The 19,314-nt window shown below is 65.1% G+C and carries 18 protein-coding genes; 6 read left to right on the forward strand and 12 right to left on the reverse strand.

All coding sequences use genetic code 11. The annotated features are described in order from the left end of the window. Positions 1-64 precede the first annotated feature (64 nt). Positions 65-2,206: a flagellar biosynthesis protein FlhA gene (gene flhA, locus AB7290_RS35890; RefSeq protein ID WP_441254242.1), complete on the forward strand. Its 2,142-nt coding sequence runs from the start codon at positions 65-67 to the stop codon at positions 2,204-2,206. A 295-nt stretch (positions 2,207-2,501) separates the two neighbouring features. Then, positions 2,502-2,705, forward strand: a complete 204-nt coding sequence (locus tag AB7290_RS35895) for a hypothetical protein (protein ID WP_014497685.1) — start codon at positions 2,502-2,504, stop codon at positions 2,703-2,705. 270 nt (positions 2,706-2,975) lie between these two features. Here the strand turns inward: AB7290_RS35895 and AB7290_RS35900 are convergent, their stop codons facing one another. The 6 genes from AB7290_RS35900 to fliI form a co-directional block, all read right to left on the reverse strand. Beyond that, complete coding sequence (locus tag AB7290_RS35900) at positions 2,976-4,196, reverse strand: NAD(P)/FAD-dependent oxidoreductase (RefSeq protein WP_085403226.1); 1,221 nt, start codon at positions 4,194-4,196, stop codon at positions 2,976-2,978. A 115-nt stretch (positions 4,197-4,311) separates the two neighbouring features. Further along, positions 4,312-5,271, reverse strand: coding sequence for a helix-turn-helix transcriptional regulator (locus AB7290_RS35905; RefSeq protein ID WP_135215541.1), 960 nt, complete (start codon positions 5,269-5,271; stop codon positions 4,312-4,314). 195 nt (positions 5,272-5,466) lie between these two features. After that, positions 5,467-6,528: an anti-sigma factor gene (locus AB7290_RS35910; RefSeq protein WP_085403224.1), complete on the reverse strand. Its 1,062-nt coding sequence runs from the start codon at positions 6,526-6,528 to the stop codon at positions 5,467-5,469. A 37-nt stretch (positions 6,529-6,565) separates the two neighbouring features. Next, complete coding sequence (locus AB7290_RS35915; RefSeq protein WP_041955015.1) at positions 6,566-7,111, reverse strand: sigma-70 family RNA polymerase sigma factor; 546 nt, start codon at positions 7,109-7,111, stop codon at positions 6,566-6,568. A gap of 180 nt (positions 7,112-7,291) precedes the next feature. After that, the gene (fliJ, locus tag AB7290_RS35920) at positions 7,292-7,711 is read right to left on the reverse strand and encodes a flagellar export protein FliJ (RefSeq protein WP_008138882.1); all 420 of its coding nucleotides are present in this window, start codon (positions 7,709-7,711) and stop codon (positions 7,292-7,294) included. A gap of 121 nt (positions 7,712-7,832) precedes the next feature. Next, positions 7,833-9,158: a flagellar protein export ATPase FliI gene (fliI, locus tag AB7290_RS35925; protein ID WP_085403223.1), complete on the reverse strand. Its 1,326-nt coding sequence runs from the start codon at positions 9,156-9,158 to the stop codon at positions 7,833-7,835. Between the two features lie 431 nt (positions 9,159-9,589). Between fliI and ctrA the strand changes: the two genes are divergently transcribed. The 4 genes from ctrA (at position 9,590) to AB7290_RS35945 (ending at position 12,506) form a co-directional block, all read left to right on the forward strand. Then, positions 9,590-10,291 (forward strand): response regulator transcription factor CtrA, encoded by a 702-nt coding sequence (gene ctrA, locus AB7290_RS35930; RefSeq protein ID WP_008138878.1) that lies wholly within the window; start codon positions 9,590-9,592, stop codon positions 10,289-10,291. Positions 10,292-10,461: 170 nt separating this feature from the next. Then, a complete protein-coding gene (locus tag AB7290_RS35935; RefSeq protein WP_014497691.1) occupies positions 10,462-10,866 on the forward strand; it encodes a DUF350 domain-containing protein in 405 nt (134 codons plus the stop codon). Between the two features lies 1 nt (position 10,867). After that, positions 10,868-11,260 carry a hypothetical protein gene (locus AB7290_RS35940; RefSeq protein ID WP_085403222.1) on the forward strand — a complete coding sequence of 131 codons (393 nt, stop codon included), beginning with the start codon at positions 10,868-10,870 and terminating at the stop codon, positions 11,258-11,260. A gap of 85 nt (positions 11,261-11,345) precedes the next feature. Further along, positions 11,346-12,506, forward strand: a complete 1,161-nt coding sequence (locus tag AB7290_RS35945) for a glutathionylspermidine synthase family protein (protein ID WP_085403221.1) — start codon at positions 11,346-11,348, stop codon at positions 12,504-12,506. A 56-nt stretch (positions 12,507-12,562) separates the two neighbouring features. On the opposite strand, the gene AB7290_RS35950 is transcribed toward AB7290_RS35945, so the two are convergent. From AB7290_RS35950 to AB7290_RS35975, 6 genes are all read right to left on the reverse strand, one after another. Beyond that, on the reverse strand, positions 12,563-13,027 hold the full coding sequence (locus tag AB7290_RS35950; protein ID WP_244623260.1) for a hypothetical protein: 465 nt from the start codon (positions 13,025-13,027) through the stop codon (positions 12,563-12,565). 273 nt (positions 13,028-13,300) lie between these two features. Next, positions 13,301-14,173 carry a CheR family methyltransferase gene (locus tag AB7290_RS35955; RefSeq protein ID WP_085403220.1) on the reverse strand — a complete coding sequence of 291 codons (873 nt, stop codon included), beginning with the start codon at positions 14,171-14,173 and terminating at the stop codon, positions 13,301-13,303. Then, complete coding sequence (locus AB7290_RS35960; protein WP_085403219.1) at positions 14,170-15,363, reverse strand: protein-glutamate methylesterase/protein-glutamine glutaminase; 1,194 nt, start codon at positions 15,361-15,363, stop codon at positions 14,170-14,172. The genes AB7290_RS35955 and AB7290_RS35960 overlap by 4 nt, the downstream gene beginning before the upstream one ends. 74 nt (positions 15,364-15,437) lie before the next feature. Then, positions 15,438-15,803, reverse strand: a complete 366-nt coding sequence (locus AB7290_RS35965; RefSeq protein ID WP_007600538.1) for a response regulator — start codon at positions 15,801-15,803, stop codon at positions 15,438-15,440. Positions 15,804-15,874: 71 nt separating this feature from the next. Then, entirely contained in the window at positions 15,875-16,348 is a 474-nt protein-coding gene (locus AB7290_RS35970) for a chemotaxis protein CheW (RefSeq protein ID WP_166082010.1), read from the reverse strand. Between the two features lie 27 nt (positions 16,349-16,375). Continuing rightward, positions 16,376-19,159 (reverse strand): hybrid sensor histidine kinase/response regulator, encoded by a 2,784-nt coding sequence (locus tag AB7290_RS35975; RefSeq protein ID WP_166082008.1) that lies wholly within the window; start codon positions 19,157-19,159, stop codon positions 16,376-16,378. Between the last annotated feature and the right edge of the window lie 155 nt (positions 19,160-19,314).

The raw sequence follows: 19,314 nt of genomic DNA on the forward strand, positions 1-19,314 counted from the left end.
CCCTTCGGCCGCCGCGCAGACATTTGGGGCGCGCGGACGGCAGTCGCGCGGGGGAGCAGCTACCATGGTCGACGTCACCGCGGGACAGGGCGTAGGCAGCACGAACGCCGGCTTCCCGACCCTTACCGAGATCGGCAACATCCTCAAGCGCGGCGATATCGCGCTGGCGCTCGGCGTCCTCACCATCCTGGTGGTGCTGATCCTGCCGCTGCCCGCGATCGTGCTCGACCTGTTCCTGGCGATCTCGATCACGCTCTCGATCCTGATCCTGATGACGTCGCTGTTCATCCAGGCGCCGCTGGAATTCTCCGCCTTCCCGACCGTCCTCCTGATCTCGACGATGCTGCGCCTGTCGCTGAACATGGCCTCGACCCGCCTGATCCTGTCGCACGGGCACGAGGGCACGGATGCCGCCGGTCACGTCATCGAAGCCTTCGGCAGCTTCGTGATGGGCGGCAATTTCGTCATCGGTATCATCGTCTTCGCCATCCTGATCATCGTCAACTTCGTCGTCATCACCAAGGGTTCGGGCCGTATCGCCGAAGTCGCCGCCCGCTTCCACCTCGACGCCATGCCCGGCAAGCAGATGGCGATCGACGCCGATCTCTCCGCCGGCCTGATCGACGAGAAGGTCGCCAAGCAGCGGCGCAAGGATCTGGAGGACGAGAGCGGCTTCTTCGGCGCCATGGACGGTGCCTCCAAATTCGTTCGCGGCGATGCCATCGCGGGCCTTTTGATCGTCTTCATCAACATCGTCGGCGGCATGATCATCGGTGTCGCGCAGCAAGGCCTCTCCTTCGCCGATGCCGGGCGCAGCTACACGCTGCTGACCGTCGGTGACGGCCTCGTCACCCAGGTGCCGGCGCTGATCGTTTCGACCGCGGCCGGCCTGCTCGTCTCCAAGGCCGGCGTGTCCGGCGCCGCCGACAAGGCGCTGATGAAACAGTTCTCCGGCTATCCGCAGGCGCTGGCGATGTCCGCGGCGGTCATGCTGGTGCTGGCGGCGCTGCCGGGCATTCCGACCATCCCCTTCCTGGCGCTCGGCGGCGGCGCCGGTGCGCTCGCCTGGCACGCCCGCAACCGCAACCGGGCGACTGCCAGGGCTGACGAAGTTGCAAAGACCGCACCCGCTCCGGGAACGCCGGGTTCACCTGGCGCCGCTGCGGCCGAAGAGCCGATCTCCGCCGCGCTCAAGATCGACGATCTCAAGATCGAGCTCGGCTATGCGCTACTGCCGCTGGTCAACGGCCCTGATGGCACCGACCGCCTCACCGAGCAGATCAAGGCGCTGCGCCGCTCGCTCGCGATCGAGATGGGCTTTGTGATGCCCGCCGTGCGCATCCTCGATAACGTCCAGCTCGAAGCCAACACCTACATCATCAAGATCAAGGAAGTGGACGCCGGCACCGGCAAGATCTGGCCGAACCAGTTCATGGTCATGGACCCCGGCGGCAGCCAGGTGCAGGTGCCCGGCATCCATACCACCGAGCCGACCTTCGGCCTGCCCGCAACCTGGGTCGATGCCAGCCTCAAAGAAGAAGCCTCGCTCAAGGGCTACACCGTCGTCGACGCCGCGACCGTGCTCTCGACCCACCTCACCGAGCTGCTCAAGGCCAACATGTCGGACCTGCTCTCCTACGGCGAGGTGCAGAAGCTGCTCAAGGAGCTGCCGAAGGAGCAGGGCGAGCTGGTCAAGGACATCGTGCCGGGCCAGGTCACGGTCTCCGGCATCCAGCGCGTGCTGCAGCTGCTGCTCGCCGAGCGCATCTCGATCCGCGACCTCTCGACCATCCTGGAAGGCATCGCCGACTCGCTCGCCTTCTCGCGCAATCCCGCGACCATGGTCGAGCATGTCCGCGCCCGCCTCGCGCGGCAGATCTGCGCGCAAAACACCTCCTACAGCGGTTATCTGCCGCTGATCGCGCTGTCAGCGCGGTGGGAACAGGCCTTCGCCGAATCCATCATCGGCCAGGGCGAGGAACGCAGCCTCGCGATGCAGCCCTCGAAGCTGTCGGAATTCATGACCGGCATGCGCGAGGCCTTCGAGCGCGCCGCGCGCGAAGGCGAGGCGCCGGTGCTGGTCACGTCTGCGGCAATTCGTCCCTTCGTACGCTCCCTCGTCGAGCGGTTCCGGGCCCAGACGACGGTGCTGTCGCAGGCTGAAATCCACCCCAGGGCGAGATTGAAAACGGTCGGAAGCATCTGATTTGCCTTAAGAAGCCGTATGTTTTTCGGCCACAGGCAAATGGTTTTTGAGTTCCTGGCGCCTTGTCGACCAAATGCAAACAAGGCGCCTCGCAAGCACATTACACCTTTGAAATAATTATATAATCGAACGATTGAGGGGTCGCTTTCGATCGCGATCTTTCACGTCCTGTCACGCTCTTGTGATCGCCCCTTGGGAACGAATCCCCCCAATACTAGGTTGTTGGGGACCGGAAGCATGAACCTCCCCCAACAGGGTAGCGACTACTTCGGGTAGATGGCGGCAGGAGCCTTCCATGAACCACTCGATTTACAGCGCCGATCGCTCGACCCACTTGAAAATCGTGGTCGTAGCCCTCGTCGCCGGCATCGCGGTGGCAGGCTTCGGCATCACGGCGGCGCGCACGGGTTCGGACGAAGGTCTGACCCAGACCGCCCGCGTCATCAAGGCCGGCAAGCCGGTTGTTATCACCAGCTCGAACGCATCCCTCGTTCGATAAGGAGATTTGACGAGTTTTGTGAATTCACGCGGCTCTTTACCAGCCCCCCAAAGTCGCCACGTGGATATGTAGACGACCCCAACCCCAAGTCGACTACGGAAAGCGCCCGCCCCCCACGGGCGCTTTCTCATGTCTGGGGTACCTCGTCATTGCGAGCGTAGCGAAGCAATCCAGACTGTCGCCGCGGTAAGATTCTGGATTGCTTCGCTACGCTCGCAATGACGGAGCAATTGGCACAGCCGCGATCCTCCAACCAGCCCCGATCAAATTCTACCGCGCCCCATAAGTCGGCGGCGGCGCCTGGACCGTCGGTGCTGCCGCAGCGAAGAGCTCGGCCTTGCTACCGGTGAGCGGCGGGTAGATGCGCTTGCAGTTGATGGTCTGCTTGGTCGCCTTTGCGGCCGCGCCAGTGGTGCGAACCTCGCGATCCCACCCTTCGGTATAGAGCGCGCCCCAGCCGCCGAGGTCGAGCACGGTCACGTACCAATCGATGCGCAGCGGCAGCATCGGCAGGCCCGCCAGATCGGCTACGACGTTGTGACCGGCGAAGCGGCCCATGGGACGGGCGAACTGGCAGGACATCACCGTCGGGTGCAGTCCATCGACCACGCTCGAGGCGACGTCGCCGGCGGCGAACACGCCCGGCACATCGGCCACCCGCATGAAAGGATCGACCAGCAGGCGGCCGAGGCGATCGCGCGCGCCCGCGAAGCTCTCGGCCAGCCGGCTCGCGCGCATCCCGGCGCACCAGATCACGGTTTGCGCCGGGATGAACTCGCCCGAGCTCAGGTGCATGCCGGCGGCCTCGACGGACACGACGCGCACGCCAAGCCGCGTCTCGACGTCGAGCGAGGCCAATGCCGTCTCGATGGCGGGACGCGCATGCGCGCCGATGGTGGCGCCGACCGCAGGGTTGGGATCGACCAGGACGATGCGGCGGCTGCCGGTGATGCCGACGCGCGCCAGCCTGTCCGGCATCTCGGCCGCCACCTCGATGCCGGTGAATCCGGCGCCGACCACCACGACAGTCGAGCGCCCCGGCGAGGGCGCGCTGTGTCCGAGCGAGACGAGATGATTTTCGAGGATGAGCGCGGCGGCATAGGTATCGACATCGAAAGCATGCTCGGCAAGGCCGGGGATGGCGGGACGCATCACTTCGCTGCCGAGCGCCAGCACCAGGCGGTCGTAGCTCAGCGTCTCCTCGCCCCCGCTCGTGACGAGCGAAATCTCGCGCCGTGCCGGGTCGATGGCTTCGACCTCGCCAATGCCATGAGTGACGCCGATCGGATCGAGCAGTTGCGGCAACGGCAGTGCGACCTCGCTGAGGTCGGCCTCGTAATTGCGCACGCGGATGTTGTGATAGGGATTGCGATCGACGACACGGATCTCGATGTCACGGCCGGCCGCGCCGATCTCGTCGCGCCTGCGCGCGGCGCCGATGGCCGCCCATAGACCCGCAAACCCCGCGCCGAGCACGACGATACGCGCCATGTCCGTTTACTGCTTTGTCCAAGAATTCCGGCGGCCTGCCCGCGCAGGCAGATATAGCTCATTCGACCGGATCGACCAACTGCGGCGGCGCCGCTCCGCTGCATAAAATCGCGGCTCAGGCCTCGCGCAGCTCCGACGGCGTCGCGCCAAAACGCTTGCGGAAGGCGCGGTTGAAATAGGACAGGTCGGAGAAGCCCGAGGAATGCGCGATGTCGCTGATCTTGCGCGCCCTCGCGCGGGGATCGCCGAGCAGCTTGCGCGCCAGCACCAGGCGCTGCTCCAGCACGAATTCGGTGAAGGTCGTGCCGGCCTGCTCGAACAAGCGTTGCGCCTGGCGCGGGCTGAGCCCTGAGCGCGTCGCGATCTCGGACAGACAGAGATCGTTGCGGCCGAGCGCGGCCATCACGTCGGCACGCATGAGATCGAGACGGGCCGCCGCATGTCCGCGACCGCGCGCGAGGCTTGCATGCTCCGCATCGGTGCCGAGCAGCAGGCCGACGAGATCGATCACGTGCTGCGCGGTCAGGCGCTGGCCGACGGCGTCGAGATGCGGCGCGTGGTTGGCGGCGAGTGCGTGGTAGCGGAAGATCGTCTCGGCCACCGCGCCGTCCGAGAGCACTTGCGACAGCTTGTCCTCGGCACGCGGATTGATGTCGAGCAGCGCGCGGCGCGGCATGCGGATGCTGGTGAAGCGATCTTCCTGGGTGTGGCCGACGGTGCCGGTGACGCCCATGTCGACAAGCACCATCTGCGCAGGCGCAAGTTCAACGGTGTGGCCGTTCTGCCCGACGCGGACTAGACCCGCATGCGCGGCGATCAGGACCAGATCGTCGCTGCCGTCGGCCAGATGGCTCTGCGTGCGCGAGTATTGCGCGGAGGCACCTTCGGGAATGGCCAACGCGATATTGTCGACCACGCTGACCTGGAGCCGGCAATCGATGTTGTCGCCATGGCTCGGCCCGACGTCGAGGCCGCAGGGACCGAAGGCCCGCTCGCGCCAATGTTCGAAGGCCGGACCATGCGGAAGGCCCGCATATTGGTGGACGAAGATGCCCGGCGTCTTAGCTGCGTCCATCTGACTTCTAGCCCCTTTTCCGGCGCCATGATGTGCGGCGCCGACTGCAAATTCCGGGCATTTGACGCCGTGGATTGCGGGGAGGTTCAACGCGGGAGTGGATTCGGCGGGACTTGTCGGGGTGCGACGGCTGGACGGACCTTGGCGACGGTCGAGCGCCGTGTGCGCTCCATCCGGGCTACGGCGCCACGACACCTACTTCTTCGCGGGCGCCTGCGGCTGAGACGGCGGCACGGTCTCGATCAGCTTGCCGGAAAACACCGGAGCCGAGGTCGGCTGGCCGTTGGGCGAGCCGCCGGCCTGCTCGACGGTGACGGCGTAGGTCGCACCGTTGACGACCTCGGGATCGAAGGAGCCGAGCACCGGGCGCGCGGTGAAATCGCCCGCGCCAATCACGCCAAGCGAGCGCGGACGCGGCAGCTTGTCGGAGATCAGCCAGAGCTCGAAGCTCTTGCCGGCCTCCGGAGTCGCGCCCACCTTGCGCACGGTGAAATTCCGCGTCGCGCCGTCGACGGTGAGGATGAAGGCGGGACCGCCGCCCTGGCCCTGCAACAGCGCGACATACTGCGCAGCAGCCGTGAGCGGCGCCGCCGGCGTCTTCACTTCCACCGTCTGGATGCGCGGCGCCGGGCGCAAGCCGCCCGGCAGCGCATCGGGCTGGAAGATCTGAAGCGACAGCGTCACCAGCAGTGCAGCCGCAAGCGCGCCCACCGCGGAGGCGATCGTGCGCCAGCGTTTCACGCGGCCCTCGAGCCGGATGACATTGCTGTTGTCGGCAACCGGCGCCGGCGGCGCGCGCGCGACGTCAGGATCGGGTGCATGGACCTGCGGCATGAATATCGGCGCGATGTCGGGAAGCGCATCGGGTGCCGGCCGCGCCGTCCCGGGCTGCTCTGCTTCGGAAGGCTGCAGCTCCGGTTGCGGCACGGCGTCCGGCGCCAGCTCAGGCGGTGCAGCTTCGATCGAGGAGGACTCGGGCACAGGTGGCGGCGGCGGCGAAGCTTCCGGCGCAGGCGTCTCCTGCGCAAAGTCCGTCCGCGCAAGCTCGGACCGGATGTTCTCCCACACGATCGGACGCGGCTCGACCGAGCCGACCATCTGGTTGAGGACGCCGAGCCGGTAAGCCCAGGCCTGCACGACATCGGCGAACGCCTTGTCCACGGCCATCATGGTCTCGACCTGCGCGCGCTCACTGGCGTCGAGCGTACCGAGCGCATATTCCGCGGCGAGCGCGATATGGTCCTCCGTGTAGGCCATCACTTCCAGTCCAGAACCACCCTCACAATGCAAGTCCTCATAGTCCGAGGCACTCGCGGATATCCAACATGCTGCGCCGGAGCCACGTCTTCACCGTGTTGACGGGCGCGGCGAATTTTTCCGCCAATTGCTCGCGGCTCCAGCCGTTGTAATAGGCGAGAAGCACGAGCCTCTGACGATCCGGCTCGAGCCGGCCGATGCATTCCAGGAGCCGCTTCAACTCCTCGGTCATCTCCCTCCGCGCCAGCGGATCGGGGCTGTCGGCAGCGACTTCCATCGCCTGCGGCTCTTCCTCGATGGAGACTTCCGTCTTCTTGCGCACGATGTCGATGGCGCGGTTGCGCGCGATCGATGCCATCCATGTGATCGGCGACGACAAGGCCGGATTGAACTGGCCCGCGCCGTTCCAGATCTTGACGTAGGTCTCCTGAATGACCTCCTCTGCGAGATCCTGTCGACGCAAGATACGGAGCACGACGCCATAGAGTTTCGCGCGCGTGGCGACGTAGAGGCGCTCGAACGCGGCCTGATCGCCCCTGGCGACCTCCCCAATCAGCCCGACCAGCTCTGCTGGCGTCAGCATTCAGCCCCCCACGCACGGCCTGTCGCGTTCGGCGCAGGCCCTGGCACTCCGCTACCATAGCGCGCGGCAAAGCCCATCACCAAGGGGCGGCGCGCCACACTGTGGATAGCAAACGCGAAACCCGGACCTTGCGGGTCCGGGTTCGACGAATTCTCGGCTGTTGGACCGCTGGCTGCGCCGTCAGGCGACGGCGCCGATGCGGGCGCGCATCAGGCCGATGCTGTCGAGGTCGGCCTGCTCGCGGGCGTTTTCTTCGGCGCGCTCGCGGGCCTGGTCACGCTCGTCGAGGAGCTCGACCTTCTTCAGTTCCTCGAAGGCTTCGGCCAGCGCGGCCTTGGCTTCGTCGAGCTGGCCCTTCAGTTCGTCGGCCGAGCGGGTCAGGTTCTCGCGGCGCTGAATCGCGGCCTTGGCATAGGTCGGATAAGCGAAGTGCGAGGGATCGTTGATCCCGGCACGCTCCTGCTCGGTCGTGATCTCGCGTTCAAGATCGGTCGACATCCGCTGGAAGTCGGCGATCATGGTCTCGATCTGGGTGACCCGGCGGCGCTTCTCGTCGACCTGAAATTTCTTCAGGCGGATGAGGGTATCACGTGACTTCATCGACTCATACTCCCCAGAAGTCCCCTGGCTGCACGTGGGACGTCACCGGTCTCCCCACAGGCCCTGATAGGGCCAAGACCGGCTCTGCTACTCTGTGAGAGCGGATGATGACCTGACAAAGTTAGCGTTCCGTTTCCAAATCACCGAGGATTTGCGCCAACTGGCGGTAGCCGTCCGCCAGTGATGCATTTTCGTCCTTGCGCTGGCGCAGGAACGCCTCGAGCGGCTCGTGCAGCCGGATCGCCTCGTCCACCTCGGGGCTGGAGCCGGCCCGGTAGGCCCCGAGCCGGATCAATTCCTCCATGTCGGCATAGGTCGCCATCACCTGGCGGGCCCGCTGGATGGTCGGCCAGAACTGCGGATCGGCCGATTTCGGCATGGTGCGGGAGACGGATTTGAGGATGTTGATGGCGGGGTAACGGCCGCGCTCGGCGATCGAGCGCTGCATCACGATATGGCCGTCGAGGATGCCGCGGACGGCATCCGCGATCGGCTCGTTATGGTCGTCGCCGTCGACCAGCACCGTGAAGATCGCGGTGATCGCGCCCTCACCGAGGCCCGGCCCCGCGCGCTCCAGAAGCTTCGGCAACTCGGTGAACACGGTCGGCGTATAGCCCTTGGCGGTCGGCGGCTCGCCGGCGGACAGGCCGATCTCGCGCTGGGCCATGGCGAAGCGCGTGACCGAGTCCATCAGGCAGAGCACGTCCTTCTCTTCATCGCGAAAGTATTCGGCGACCGCGAGCGTCAGATAGGCGGCCTGGCGCCGCATCAGCGCCGGCTCGTCCGAGGTTGCGACCACCACGACAGAGCGCGCCAGGCCCTCCTCGCCGAGGTCGTCCTGCAGGAATTCCTGGACCTCGCGGCCGCGTTCGCCGATCAGCCCGATGACGCTGACCGCGGCATCGACGTTGCGCGCGAGCATCGACAGCAGCACCGATTTGCCGACGCCGGACCCTGCGAAAATGCCCATGCGCTGGCCGCGGCAGCAGGTGAGGAACGTGTTCATCGCGCGCACGCCGAGATCGAGCGGGGCGCCGACGCGCTTGCGCGAATGCGCCGGCGGCGGCGAATTGCGGTATGGCATCGGCGCCGGGCCCTGCGGCAATGGCCCCTTGCCATCGATCGGCTCGCCCAGCGCGTTGACGACGCGGCCGAGCCAGGCCGACGACGGACGCACTTGATTGGCGGCATTGGCGATGACGGCCTTGCAGCCGCGGCGCACCCCGTCCAGGCCGGCGAACGGCATCACGACAGCGTTGTTGCCGGAGAAGCCGATCACCTCGCAGGGAATGGAACGGTTCGCGCCGGTCTCGATCACGAGCCGCGCACCGACCGACATCGCGTGAATGGGTCCGGCCACTTCGACCATCAGGCCGCGAACGCCGACCACGCGGCCATAGATGTTGACGCCGTCGATGTCGCCGATCTGTTCGGCAAGAGCCTTCATCAGGGGCGCGCCTTTAATAAGAGGACCTTCATAAGGTGATCGCCTCCGATCCCGGGCTTCATGGCGAAAGACTTAAGTTTCGCCATATTTCTGAACGGCGCTTAACTTCGTGTTTACCCGCATCGTTAATCATTGCGTCACTGTCTTTGTGACTGAGCGTGACTCCCCTTCAGAAGAAGGCTGAGTCGCGGGAGTCGGTTAGGCCCGTCTCTTAAAGTGGAACTTGAACGGTACGGGGTGACGAAAGCTGCTTCGCGCGCAAGACCTTAGGGCGATTCGACAAAAATTGCACCGGGGGGACTTGCGTTCCAGAATCAGAGTTTGTTAACCATCTGTTGTCAGGATCCGAATCAGTTGTTCAAAGGCGTTTTGTTGAGTGCCGCGAATGCGGCCGACCTGACGCCCAGGAGCGGCGACTATGGGGAACTGGCATGCGCGTTTTGCTGATTGAAGATGACAGCGCCGTCGCGCAGTCGATCGAGCTGATGCTGAAGTCTGAGAGCTTCAACGTCTACACGACCGATTTGGGGGAAGAAGGCGTCGATCTCGGTAAGTTATACGATTACGACATTATTCTTCTCGACCTCAATCTGCCCGACATGTCCGGTTACGACGTGCTCAAGCAGCTTCGGGTCTCCAAGATCAAGACACCGATTCTGATCCTCTCCGGCCTCGCCGGCATCGAGGACAAGGTCAAGGGTCTCGGCGTCGGCGCCGACGACTACATGACCAAGCCCTTCCACAAGGACGAGCTGGTAGCCCGGATCCACGCGATCGTGCGCCGCTCCAAGGGTCACGCCCAGTCGGTCATCCAGACCGGCGACCTCGTCGTCAACCTCGACACCAAGACGGTGGAAGTCGGCGGCCAGCGCGTGCATCTGACCGGCAAGGAATACCAGATGCTGGAGCTCCTCTCGCTCCGCAAGGGTACGACGCTCACCAAGGAAATGTTCCTCAACCACCTCTATGGCGGCATGGACGAGCCCGAGCTGAAGATCATCGACGTCTTCATCTGCAAGCTCCGCAAGAAGCTCGCCAACGCTTCCGAGGGCCGCAACTTCATCGAGACCGTGTGGGGCCGCGGCTACGTGCTGCGCGAGCCGCACGAGCACGAAGAGCGCATTCCCGCCTGATCACTAAGTTTACGTCGCGAGCCCCCGGGGCTCGCTCCTCCCAGCCTGGACCCCGCCGCAAATGGCGGGGTTTTGTTTTTTGGGGACGCCAACGCGGCCTCATCGTCCTTGCGCCATTGAACCGCTATCCTCCCCCCGCCGACGAATGGTCGCTGCACGATGGGGGAACGATGATCCTGCAATCACTGGCCGGCCTGCCCGCCTTCCTGGTTTATTTCTGCACCGGCCTGATCGCGATCGTGGCGTATCTGTTCGTCTACACCCGCATCACCCCGCACAACGAGTTCCAGCTCATCCGCGACAACGAGCCGGCCGCCGCGATCGCGCTCGGCCTCAGCCTGCTCGGCTTCGTGGCGCCATTGGTCAGCGCGATCGCGCATTCGGCCAATGTGCTGGACTGCCTGATCTGGGCGGTCATCGCGTTGATCGTGCAGATCATCGTGCTCTTTCTGGTGAAGGTCCCGGTGCCGAACCTGTCGGCGCGGATTGCCGCAGGCGAGCTTGCGCCGGCGATCTGGCTCGGGCTGTCTTCGCTCGCGGCGGGCCTGTTGAACGCCGCCTGCATGATCTACTGACATGGCCAAACCCTCCAAAAAGGAGTTCGGCAAGCGCCGGCCGGCGCCCGTGGCGCCGCCATCGGGTCCGCCTGTGAAGCGCTCCGGCCATGTCGCGCTGCTGGTGATGGGCACGATCGCGGTCGGCACCACCGCCTACACGCTGATGCCGCGGCAGCACTGCGAACCCTCGCCCGGAGCCGTGCCGGGCCAGACGACCACGACGTGCAGCAGTAGCAGCAGTTCATCGGGCGGAAGCGACGGCAGCAGCTCGCGCTGGTCGTCGCGATCGAGCTTCTTCAGCAGCGATTCCTCGAGCCATTCCTCATCGGGAACCTCTTCGGACTCAGGCTCCAGCAGCGTGAGCCGTGGCGGCTTCGGCTCGTTCGGCCATGGCTTCTCGGGCGGCGGCTAGCGCATGATCCGGAAAAGCGGCCACCGATTTTCCCTCGCGACAAACGCGGAACGCGTTTGCGCGGAGATCATGCGCAGGAAATAACATGCGACGCATCGTCTGCCCCGAGCGCGACGACTGGCGGCAGACCGCCGAACAATGCGGCTTCGCCTTCCACACCATCGACGGCGAACGCTATTGGGACGAGAGTGCCTATTACGCCTTCACGCTCGACGAGATCGAGTGCGGCATCGAGACGCCGACAGCCGAGATCGACGCGATGTGCCTGGAGCTTGCCGGCCGCGTGATCGGTGACGAGCGCTATCTGCGACGCTTGAAGATTCCGGAGGCGTTCTGGAGCTTGATCGCCGAGAGCTGGAAGCGCGACGATCGCAGCCTCTATGGCCGGCTCGATCTGAAGTTCGACGGACAGTCGCCTGCAAAGCTGCTCGAATACAACGCGGATACGCCGACCTCGATCTTCGAGGCTGCGGTGTTTCAATGGACCTGGCTCGAACAGGCGATCGAACGCCGCATCATTCCGGCGCGCGCCGACCAGTTCAACTCCATCCACGAGCGGCTGATCGCGGCGTGGAAGGAGATTGCCGCAGGCCGCCATGTCCATCTCACCGGCACCACCGGCAACGAGGAAGACGCCGGCACGCTCGCTTATCTCGAGGACACCGCGCGCCAGGCGGGGCTCTCGACCAGGATGCTCGACATCGAGGAGATCGGCTGGCGCGACGAGCCTGGCGGCTTCGTCGATCTCGACGACGGCGACATCGCGTTCGCCTTCAAGCTCTATCCCTGGGAATGGATGTTCCACGACGCCTTCGGCGCCAAGCTGATGAGCGCGCCGACACGCTGGATCGAGCCGCCGTGGAAGGCGGTGCTCTCCAACAAGGGCATTTTGCCGCTGCTCTGGGAGATGTTTCCGAACCATCCCAATCTGCTGCCGGCCTTCTTCGAGGACGACGCGCGGGCAGCCGAGCTCGGCAGTTCCTACGTCCGCAAGCCGCTGTTGTCGCGCGAAGGCGCCAATGTCACGCTGGTGTCCGGAGGCATGCCGCTCGACGAGCAGGCAGGACCTTACGGCGCAGAAGGCTTCGTGCGGCAGGCATTGTCACCGCTGCCGAATTTCTCAGGCTTCTACGTTGTGGTGGGAAGCTGGCTGGTGAACCACGAGCCGTGCGGCCTGTCGATCCGCGAGGACGAGAGCCCGATCACGGGAAACCGCTCGCGGCTTCTGCCGCACGCGATTTTGTGAAATGCGCTCGCGACCTCATCGGAACGGGACGCGAGCGCAGAGACTTGCGTGCTTACTCAGGGTGTCTTGACGATGAATCTCCCGTCGTAGAGGCCCGCGCCCTTGAAGCCGGCTTGCGCACTTTCGAAGCCGCCCGTGCCCGTCGCGTTTGCATACGCCCCGGTGCCCGACAGGATTGTGTATTCGCCTTTCGCCCGACCATCCTTGATCGCGCCGGCGTAGCGCGCCGTGATCGAGGATCCGTCGTCGAAGGTGTAGGTGCTGTAGCCGTAGATGGGTCCTGAGCCCTTGATCAGGTCGGCGGAGTGGACGAAGTCCTTCACCGCAACGCGGCCGTCCTTGAAGAAGGCAACGCCAAACATTTTGCCAGACATGACCGTCTGACCTTCGACGTTCGCGACCTCGGTGACCTTTAAGTCCATCGGCTTGGTGACAAGCTTGAATTCGAGGACCTGCTCGCCAGCGAGAGCAGTGGCGGGCAACGAAAGCGCCGCCAACAAGAAATACGAGGCACAAGACATTCGCATGGTATGTCCTCCTCAGTACAATTCATGATGGAATGGAATCCCGCCTCGGTTCGGCGGGACCATCGCCAGCATAGCACAACCGTCAGATGCTGATCAGGGCCGCGATTGCATTGCATCGCGGCACGAGCTCTATTGCGCGGTAGTCGAGTAATCCGCAATGCTCAAACGCGTGTGAAGCGTCACGCACTCTGACGGAACGATATCCGCCAGTTGTTGCCGATCATTCGCGACGACGGCGTTCAGTGAGATTGCCTGTCGTTCGGCGAATCACCTCGCCGCGGCGACCTTCAGCGGCTGCGGCATCAATCCGCCCATCGGACGGCCGGAGCGCGCGGGGTTGAGCTGATAGAGACCGCGGCGCTCGGTGATCGGGCGGAACGCGTCGGTGATGCCGACGACGGATTCGGCGGCGCCAAGCAGCAGCGTGCCGTCGGCTTCCAGTCCCTTCGCCATGCGCTCGAAGATCACGGCCTTGGTGTCCTGGTCGAAATAGATCAGCACGTTGCGGCAGAAGATCACGTCGAACGTGCCGAGATGGGAGAAGTCCTGCAACAGATTGAGCTGGCGGAACTGCACCATCGCGCGAATGTCGGCATTGAGCTGCCAGAGCTCGCCGACTTGCGTGAAGTATTTCATCAGGTGCTGGATCGGCAGGCCGCGCTGCACCTCGAACTGGCTGTAGATGCCAGCCCTGGATTTCTCCAGCACCTCCTGCGACAGATCGGTGGCGACGATCTCGATGCGCCAGCCGGCGAAGGCCGCGCCCATCTCCTTCACGCACATCGCGATCGAATAGGGCTCCTGCCCGGTCGACGAGGCCGCCGACCAGATGCGGAGCGACCTGCGCGCCGCGCGCGCCTGGAGCAGGCCCGGCAGGATGGTTTCGCGCAGATGATCGAACGGGATCTTGTCGCGGTAGAAGAAGGTCTCGTTGGTGGTCATCGCTTCGACCACGTCGGTCGCAAGCCGGCCGTCGCCGTTCCTGATCTTCAACACGAGATCGGGAATGCCGGGCAAGCTCGCCTTGCGGGCAAGCGGCAGCAGCCGGCTCTCGACGAGATACTGCTTGTCGGCGGAGAGATCGAGGCCGGAGCGCTCTTTCAGGAACTTGCGCAGATATTCGTAGTCGACCGGCGTCACGAGCGGTCTCCCGCGAACAGGCGGTTGACCTTGGCGCCGATCTGGTTGAGCGGCAGGATCGCCGCGCAGATGCCGGCATTGGCCGCCGCGCCCGGCATGCCCCAGACCACACTGGAGGCTTCGTCCTGCGCGATCACGTTGCCGCCGGCGGCGACGATGTCCTTGCCGCCGCGCATGCCGTCCGAGCCCATGCCCGTCAGGATCACCGAGAGGATGTTACCGTGCCAGATGTCGATGGCGGAGGTGAACAACGGATCGACCGCGGGCTTGCAGAAATTGACGGCAGGACCGTCGTCGAGCGCGATCGCCGCGTCCGCGCCACTGCGCACGACACGCATGTGCTTGCCGCCGGGCGCGAGGTAGATCCGTCCCGGCTTCACCGGCTCGCCGTCGACCGCCTCGGCCGCCGGCTTGCGGCTCGCGCGCGCCAGGTGCTCGGCGAGAATGGTGGTGAAGGTCGGCGGCATGTGCTGGGTGATCAGCACGGGGAAGCGGTCGATCACCGGGCCGAGCTCGGTGACGAGCGCCATCAGCGCCTGCGGACCGCCGGTCGAGGAGCCGATCAGCAGCACCTTCGGTGCGTGGGCCGAGAACGGGCGCGTGGACAGCGCCCCCGACGACGGCGCATGCAGAGCCGGTACGGGCGCGGCGGGCCGCACGACAGCCGGTGCACGTGCAGCCGGCGCCGGGGTCGCGGGCGCCAGCGGCGGGCTCGCGACTGCGGGCCTGCGGCGCAGCCGCGCGCCGAGGTGACGGATCTTCTGGATCAAATCGTGATGAAAGATGTCCGCGGCCGACGCTTCGCGCGTCGACTCCGGCTTCGGAATGTAGTCCGCCGCACCGAGCGACAGCGCCTTGAAGCTGATCTCCGCGTTACGGCGGGTCAGCGTCGAGGCCATGATGATGACGAGATCGCGCTTCTTCGCCAGCAGTTGCGGCAGCGCCGAGATGCCGTCGAGCTCGGGCATTTCGATGTCGAGCACCGCAACGTCGGGATTGATGCGTTCGAGCTGGTTGACCGCCTCGAGCCCGGTGCGCAGCGAGGCCGCGACCTCCATGTCATGCTCGGCACCGATCCAGCGCGAGATCAGACCGCGTATGACGACCGAGTCGTCGACGACCATCACCCGCAGCGGCCCGGCGTCGCGCGACGGACCCGTGGTCGAATTACCTGCGAACGCAACACTCATTACTCACCAACTCAGACTGAAACGGTTCAGTTGAAACAATCGCCGAAGGATCCGTTCAGCCTCCGGATGTTCGCTCAGATAAGTCCGACTTCCTGAAATTTCGCCGTCACGATGTCCTTGTCGAAGGGCTTCATGATGTATTCGTTGGCGCCGGCGTGCAGCGCACGGGCGATGTGCGCGACGTCGTTCTCGGTGGTGCAGAACACCACCTTGGGCTGGTCACCGCCGGGCATCCGCCGGAGATGGCCAAGGAATTCGTAGCCGTCCATGACCGGCATGTTCCAGTCGAGCAGCACGGCATCGGGCAAGCCGCGCTTGCAGGCCTCCAGTGCCTTCTCACCGTCCTCGGCTTCGAGAATCTGGAAGTCGAGGCCCTCCAGGATCCGGCGCGCAACCTTGCGGATGACGCTGGAATCATCAACGACGAGACAAGTGCGCATGTGAACCTCTGCTTCCTACCCCCTTGTGGGGGTACTTCCATTGCGAGTCCGTCGGCGGCGATGCCGCCGTATCAGGCCGCCATCATCTCGGGCGCGAGCTCGAGGACGCGATCGACGTCGAGGACGACCATGAGCTGGCCGTCGAGGCGGTGGACGCCGCCGGCGAGCTTGGCCATGCGGGGATCGAGGTTGACGGGGTTCTCTTCCATGCCGGCCTCGGCAAGCCGCAGCACCTCGCCGATCTGGTCGATCAGGAGGCCGTAGGATTCACCGCGCAGGTCGACGCCGACCGCCATCGGGGCCTTGCCGTCCTCGGGCTTGGGCAGGCCGAGCCGGGCGCGCATGTCGACCACGGTGACGATGCGGCCGCGCAGGTTCAGCACCCCCGCGATCTCGCGCGAGGACAAGGGAACGCGGGTGACGCGCTCGGGCATGAACACGTCCTGGACCCGGGAGATCGGCAGGCCGAACAGCTGGCCGCCGATCATCGCGGTGACGTATTCGACCATGGCGCCTTCGCCGATCTGCGTCTTCTTGTTGCTCATAGCGGTATCTCCTGATCCCCAGTGCCGTTACGCCGCTGCCCGGCTCAGCTCGGAGGCGCCGGCGGCGCCCGCGGTCTGTTCCTTCAGCGCCGCGATCAGACCGGGACGGTCGAACTTGGCGACATAGTCGTGGAAGCCGGCCTGACGGCCGCGCTCGATCGCCGCCGGCGACACCAGCGCGGACAGGCCGATGATCGGCATCGCGCCCAGATTGGTGTCGGAGCGGATCACTTCGGCGAACTCGAACCCGTTCATGTCGGGCATCTCGATGTCGGTCAGGACCACGTCGAAGCTCTGCGCACGCAGCGCAGCCAGGCCCTCCTGCGCGGTCGGCGCGGTGCGGACGCGGTAGCCGGCCGCCTTCAGCACGGGTGCCAGCATGTTGCGGAAGAACGCCGAGTCGTCGACCAGCAACACCGACTGCGAGTGCTGCGACGGCTTCATCTCCTTGCGGGTGAACCAGTCGGCGAACGCCATCGGCAGGAAGTGGCCGACGTCGATCACTTCGGTGGCCTGGCCCTTGATCACGGCCGAGCCGAGGATGCCGGAGGCGGAGCCGCCGACCTCGATGTTGAGCCGTTCCTCGACGATGTCGATGATCTCGTCGACGACGAGGCCCATGGAGCGGCCGTCGTCCGCAAACACCAGGATCGGCTGGGCGCCCTGGCTGGCGATGGTGACGCTCTCCATGGCGACGAGCGGCATCAGCTGCTCGCGGTACTGCACCATGTAGCGGCCGTTGCTGAACTCGATCTTGTCGGCCGGCAGCTCCTCCAGGCGGGTGACGAGCCCGAGCGGGACCGCCTTGGGCTGGCTGGAGCCAGCGCGGAAGACGAGCAGCGAGGTGGTCTGCTCGCCCGATCCGATGTGATGCGCGCCGTTCTCGTCGCCCATGTCATGGGCCGAGGAGCCGGCAGCACCCAGCGCCTTGGCAATGCCGTTGGGATCGATGATCATGATGACAGCGCCATCGCCCAGAATGGTGTTGCCGGAGAACATGTCGATGTGACGCAACTTCGTCGACATCGGCTTCACGACGATCTCTTCGGTGTGGAACACGCCGTCGACGACGATGCCAAAGGTCTGGCTGCCGACTTGCGTGACCACGATAAAGCCGTTCTCGGGATCGCTGGCGGCGCCGTCGTCGATCTTCAAGAGCTTCTTGAGGTGGATCAGCGGCAAGAGCTTGTTGCGCAACCTGAGGACAGCGGTGTCCTTGATGCGCTCGATGCGGTGCTCGCTGTTGGCCCGCGCACGGACGAGCTCGACCACCGAGAGCTGCGGGATCGCGAAGCGGTCGCCGGCGGCTTCGACGATCAGCGCCGAGACGATGGCCAAGGTCAGCGGGATCTTGATGGTGACGGAGGAACCCTCGCCGGCCACCGACTTGATGTCGATGGTGCCGCCGATCTGGTCGATATTGGTGCGCACCACGTCCATGCCGACGCCGCGGCCGGAGACCGAGGTGATGGCGGCCGCGGTGGAGAAGCCGGGCGCGAAGATGAACTTGTGGATCTGGGCTTCGCTCATCTTCTCGAGCTCGGCCTCGGTGACGAGACCGGAGGAGATCGCCTTGGCCTTGATCCTCTCGGTGTTGAGGCCTCTTCCGTTGTCGGCGATGCAGATGATGATGTGGCCGCCCTCGTGATAGGCGGACAGGCGGATGGTGCCCTGCTCGCCCTTACCGGACGCGAGCCGCTCGGCGGGGGTCTCCAGGCCGTGGTCGGCGGAGTTGCGCACCATGTGGGTGAGCGGGTCCTTGATCAAATCGAGCACCTGGCGGTCGAGCTCGGTGTCGGCGCCGTGCATCTCCAGCTCGATCTGCTTGCCGAGTTCGCTCGACAGGTCCCGGACGATGCGGGGCAGCTTCTGCCAGGCATTGCCGATCGGCTGCATGCGCGTCTTCATGACGCCTTCCTGCAGCTCGGCGGTGACGTTGGACAGGCGCTGCAACGGCACCTTGAACTCGGTGTCCTCGTTGCGGCGGGAGATCTCCAGCAGCTGGTTGCGGGTCAGGACCAGCTCGGAGACCATGGTCATCAGATGCTCCAGCGTATCCACGTTGACGCGGATCGACTGGTTGGCGATGCGGTCGCCCTCGGCGGCGCCCTCGTCGGCCATCGACTTCTTCGGCGCGACCTTTTCCTTGGCCGGCTTCGCAGCTTCCTTGGCGGCGGGCGCCGGAGCTTCAGCAGCCGGCGCGGGCTCGGCCTTGACGACGGGGGCCGGCGCTTCGATCGCGGTCTCGCGGAAGGCGCGCTCGAGCTCGTCGAGCGAGACTTCGCCCGGACGCAACGGGCGCTCCAGGGTCTGATCGATCAGCGAGCCCTGCGTCATCTCCTTTGCGGGCGCAGGCGCAGCAGCAACAGGGGCTTCAGGCGCCAGTGGCGGAGATTCGGCGACAGGAGCAGCGGCCCCAGCGGCCATTGCCGCCATGCCCTGCTCGACCATCGCTTCCAGCTTGTCGATGAGATCGCGGTCGGTGCCCTCGGGCTCGGCTTCGGTCGCCTCGAGGCCGGCAAGGATCTCCTTGATGCGGTCGATCGAGGACAGGATCACCGTGACGGCCTGTCCCGTCACCGGCATGCCGTCGCGGAATTTGCCCATCAGCGTCTCGCCGGCATGTGCCAGCGCTTCAAGCCGCGGCAGTCCGAGGAAACCGCACGTGCCCTTGATGGTGTGGACCAGGCGGAAGATGTTATCCAGGATCTTGGCGTTGTTCGGCTCCTGCTCGAACTTCACCAACTGATTGTCGACGGTGTCCAGGCTCTCGCTGGTCTCCGTCAAAAACTCCCGCAACAGATCATCCATGAAAACAGGCCTTCATACAGGGAGGGCGCGCACGACTTGTGATGCGCCATTTCGGAATGGGGCCAGCTTCACCGCAAAGCGTTTAATAATGGTTGAGTATGTGCAAAAGAACGGAACCAACAAAGAGATAAGGCGCTCCGGACAAGCCGAAGCGC

This window comes from Bradyrhizobium sp. 613_E4_N2_2 (genome assembly GCF_052075995.1).
Classification (GTDB): domain Bacteria; phylum Pseudomonadota; class Alphaproteobacteria; order Rhizobiales; family Xanthobacteraceae; genus Bradyrhizobium; species Bradyrhizobium barranii.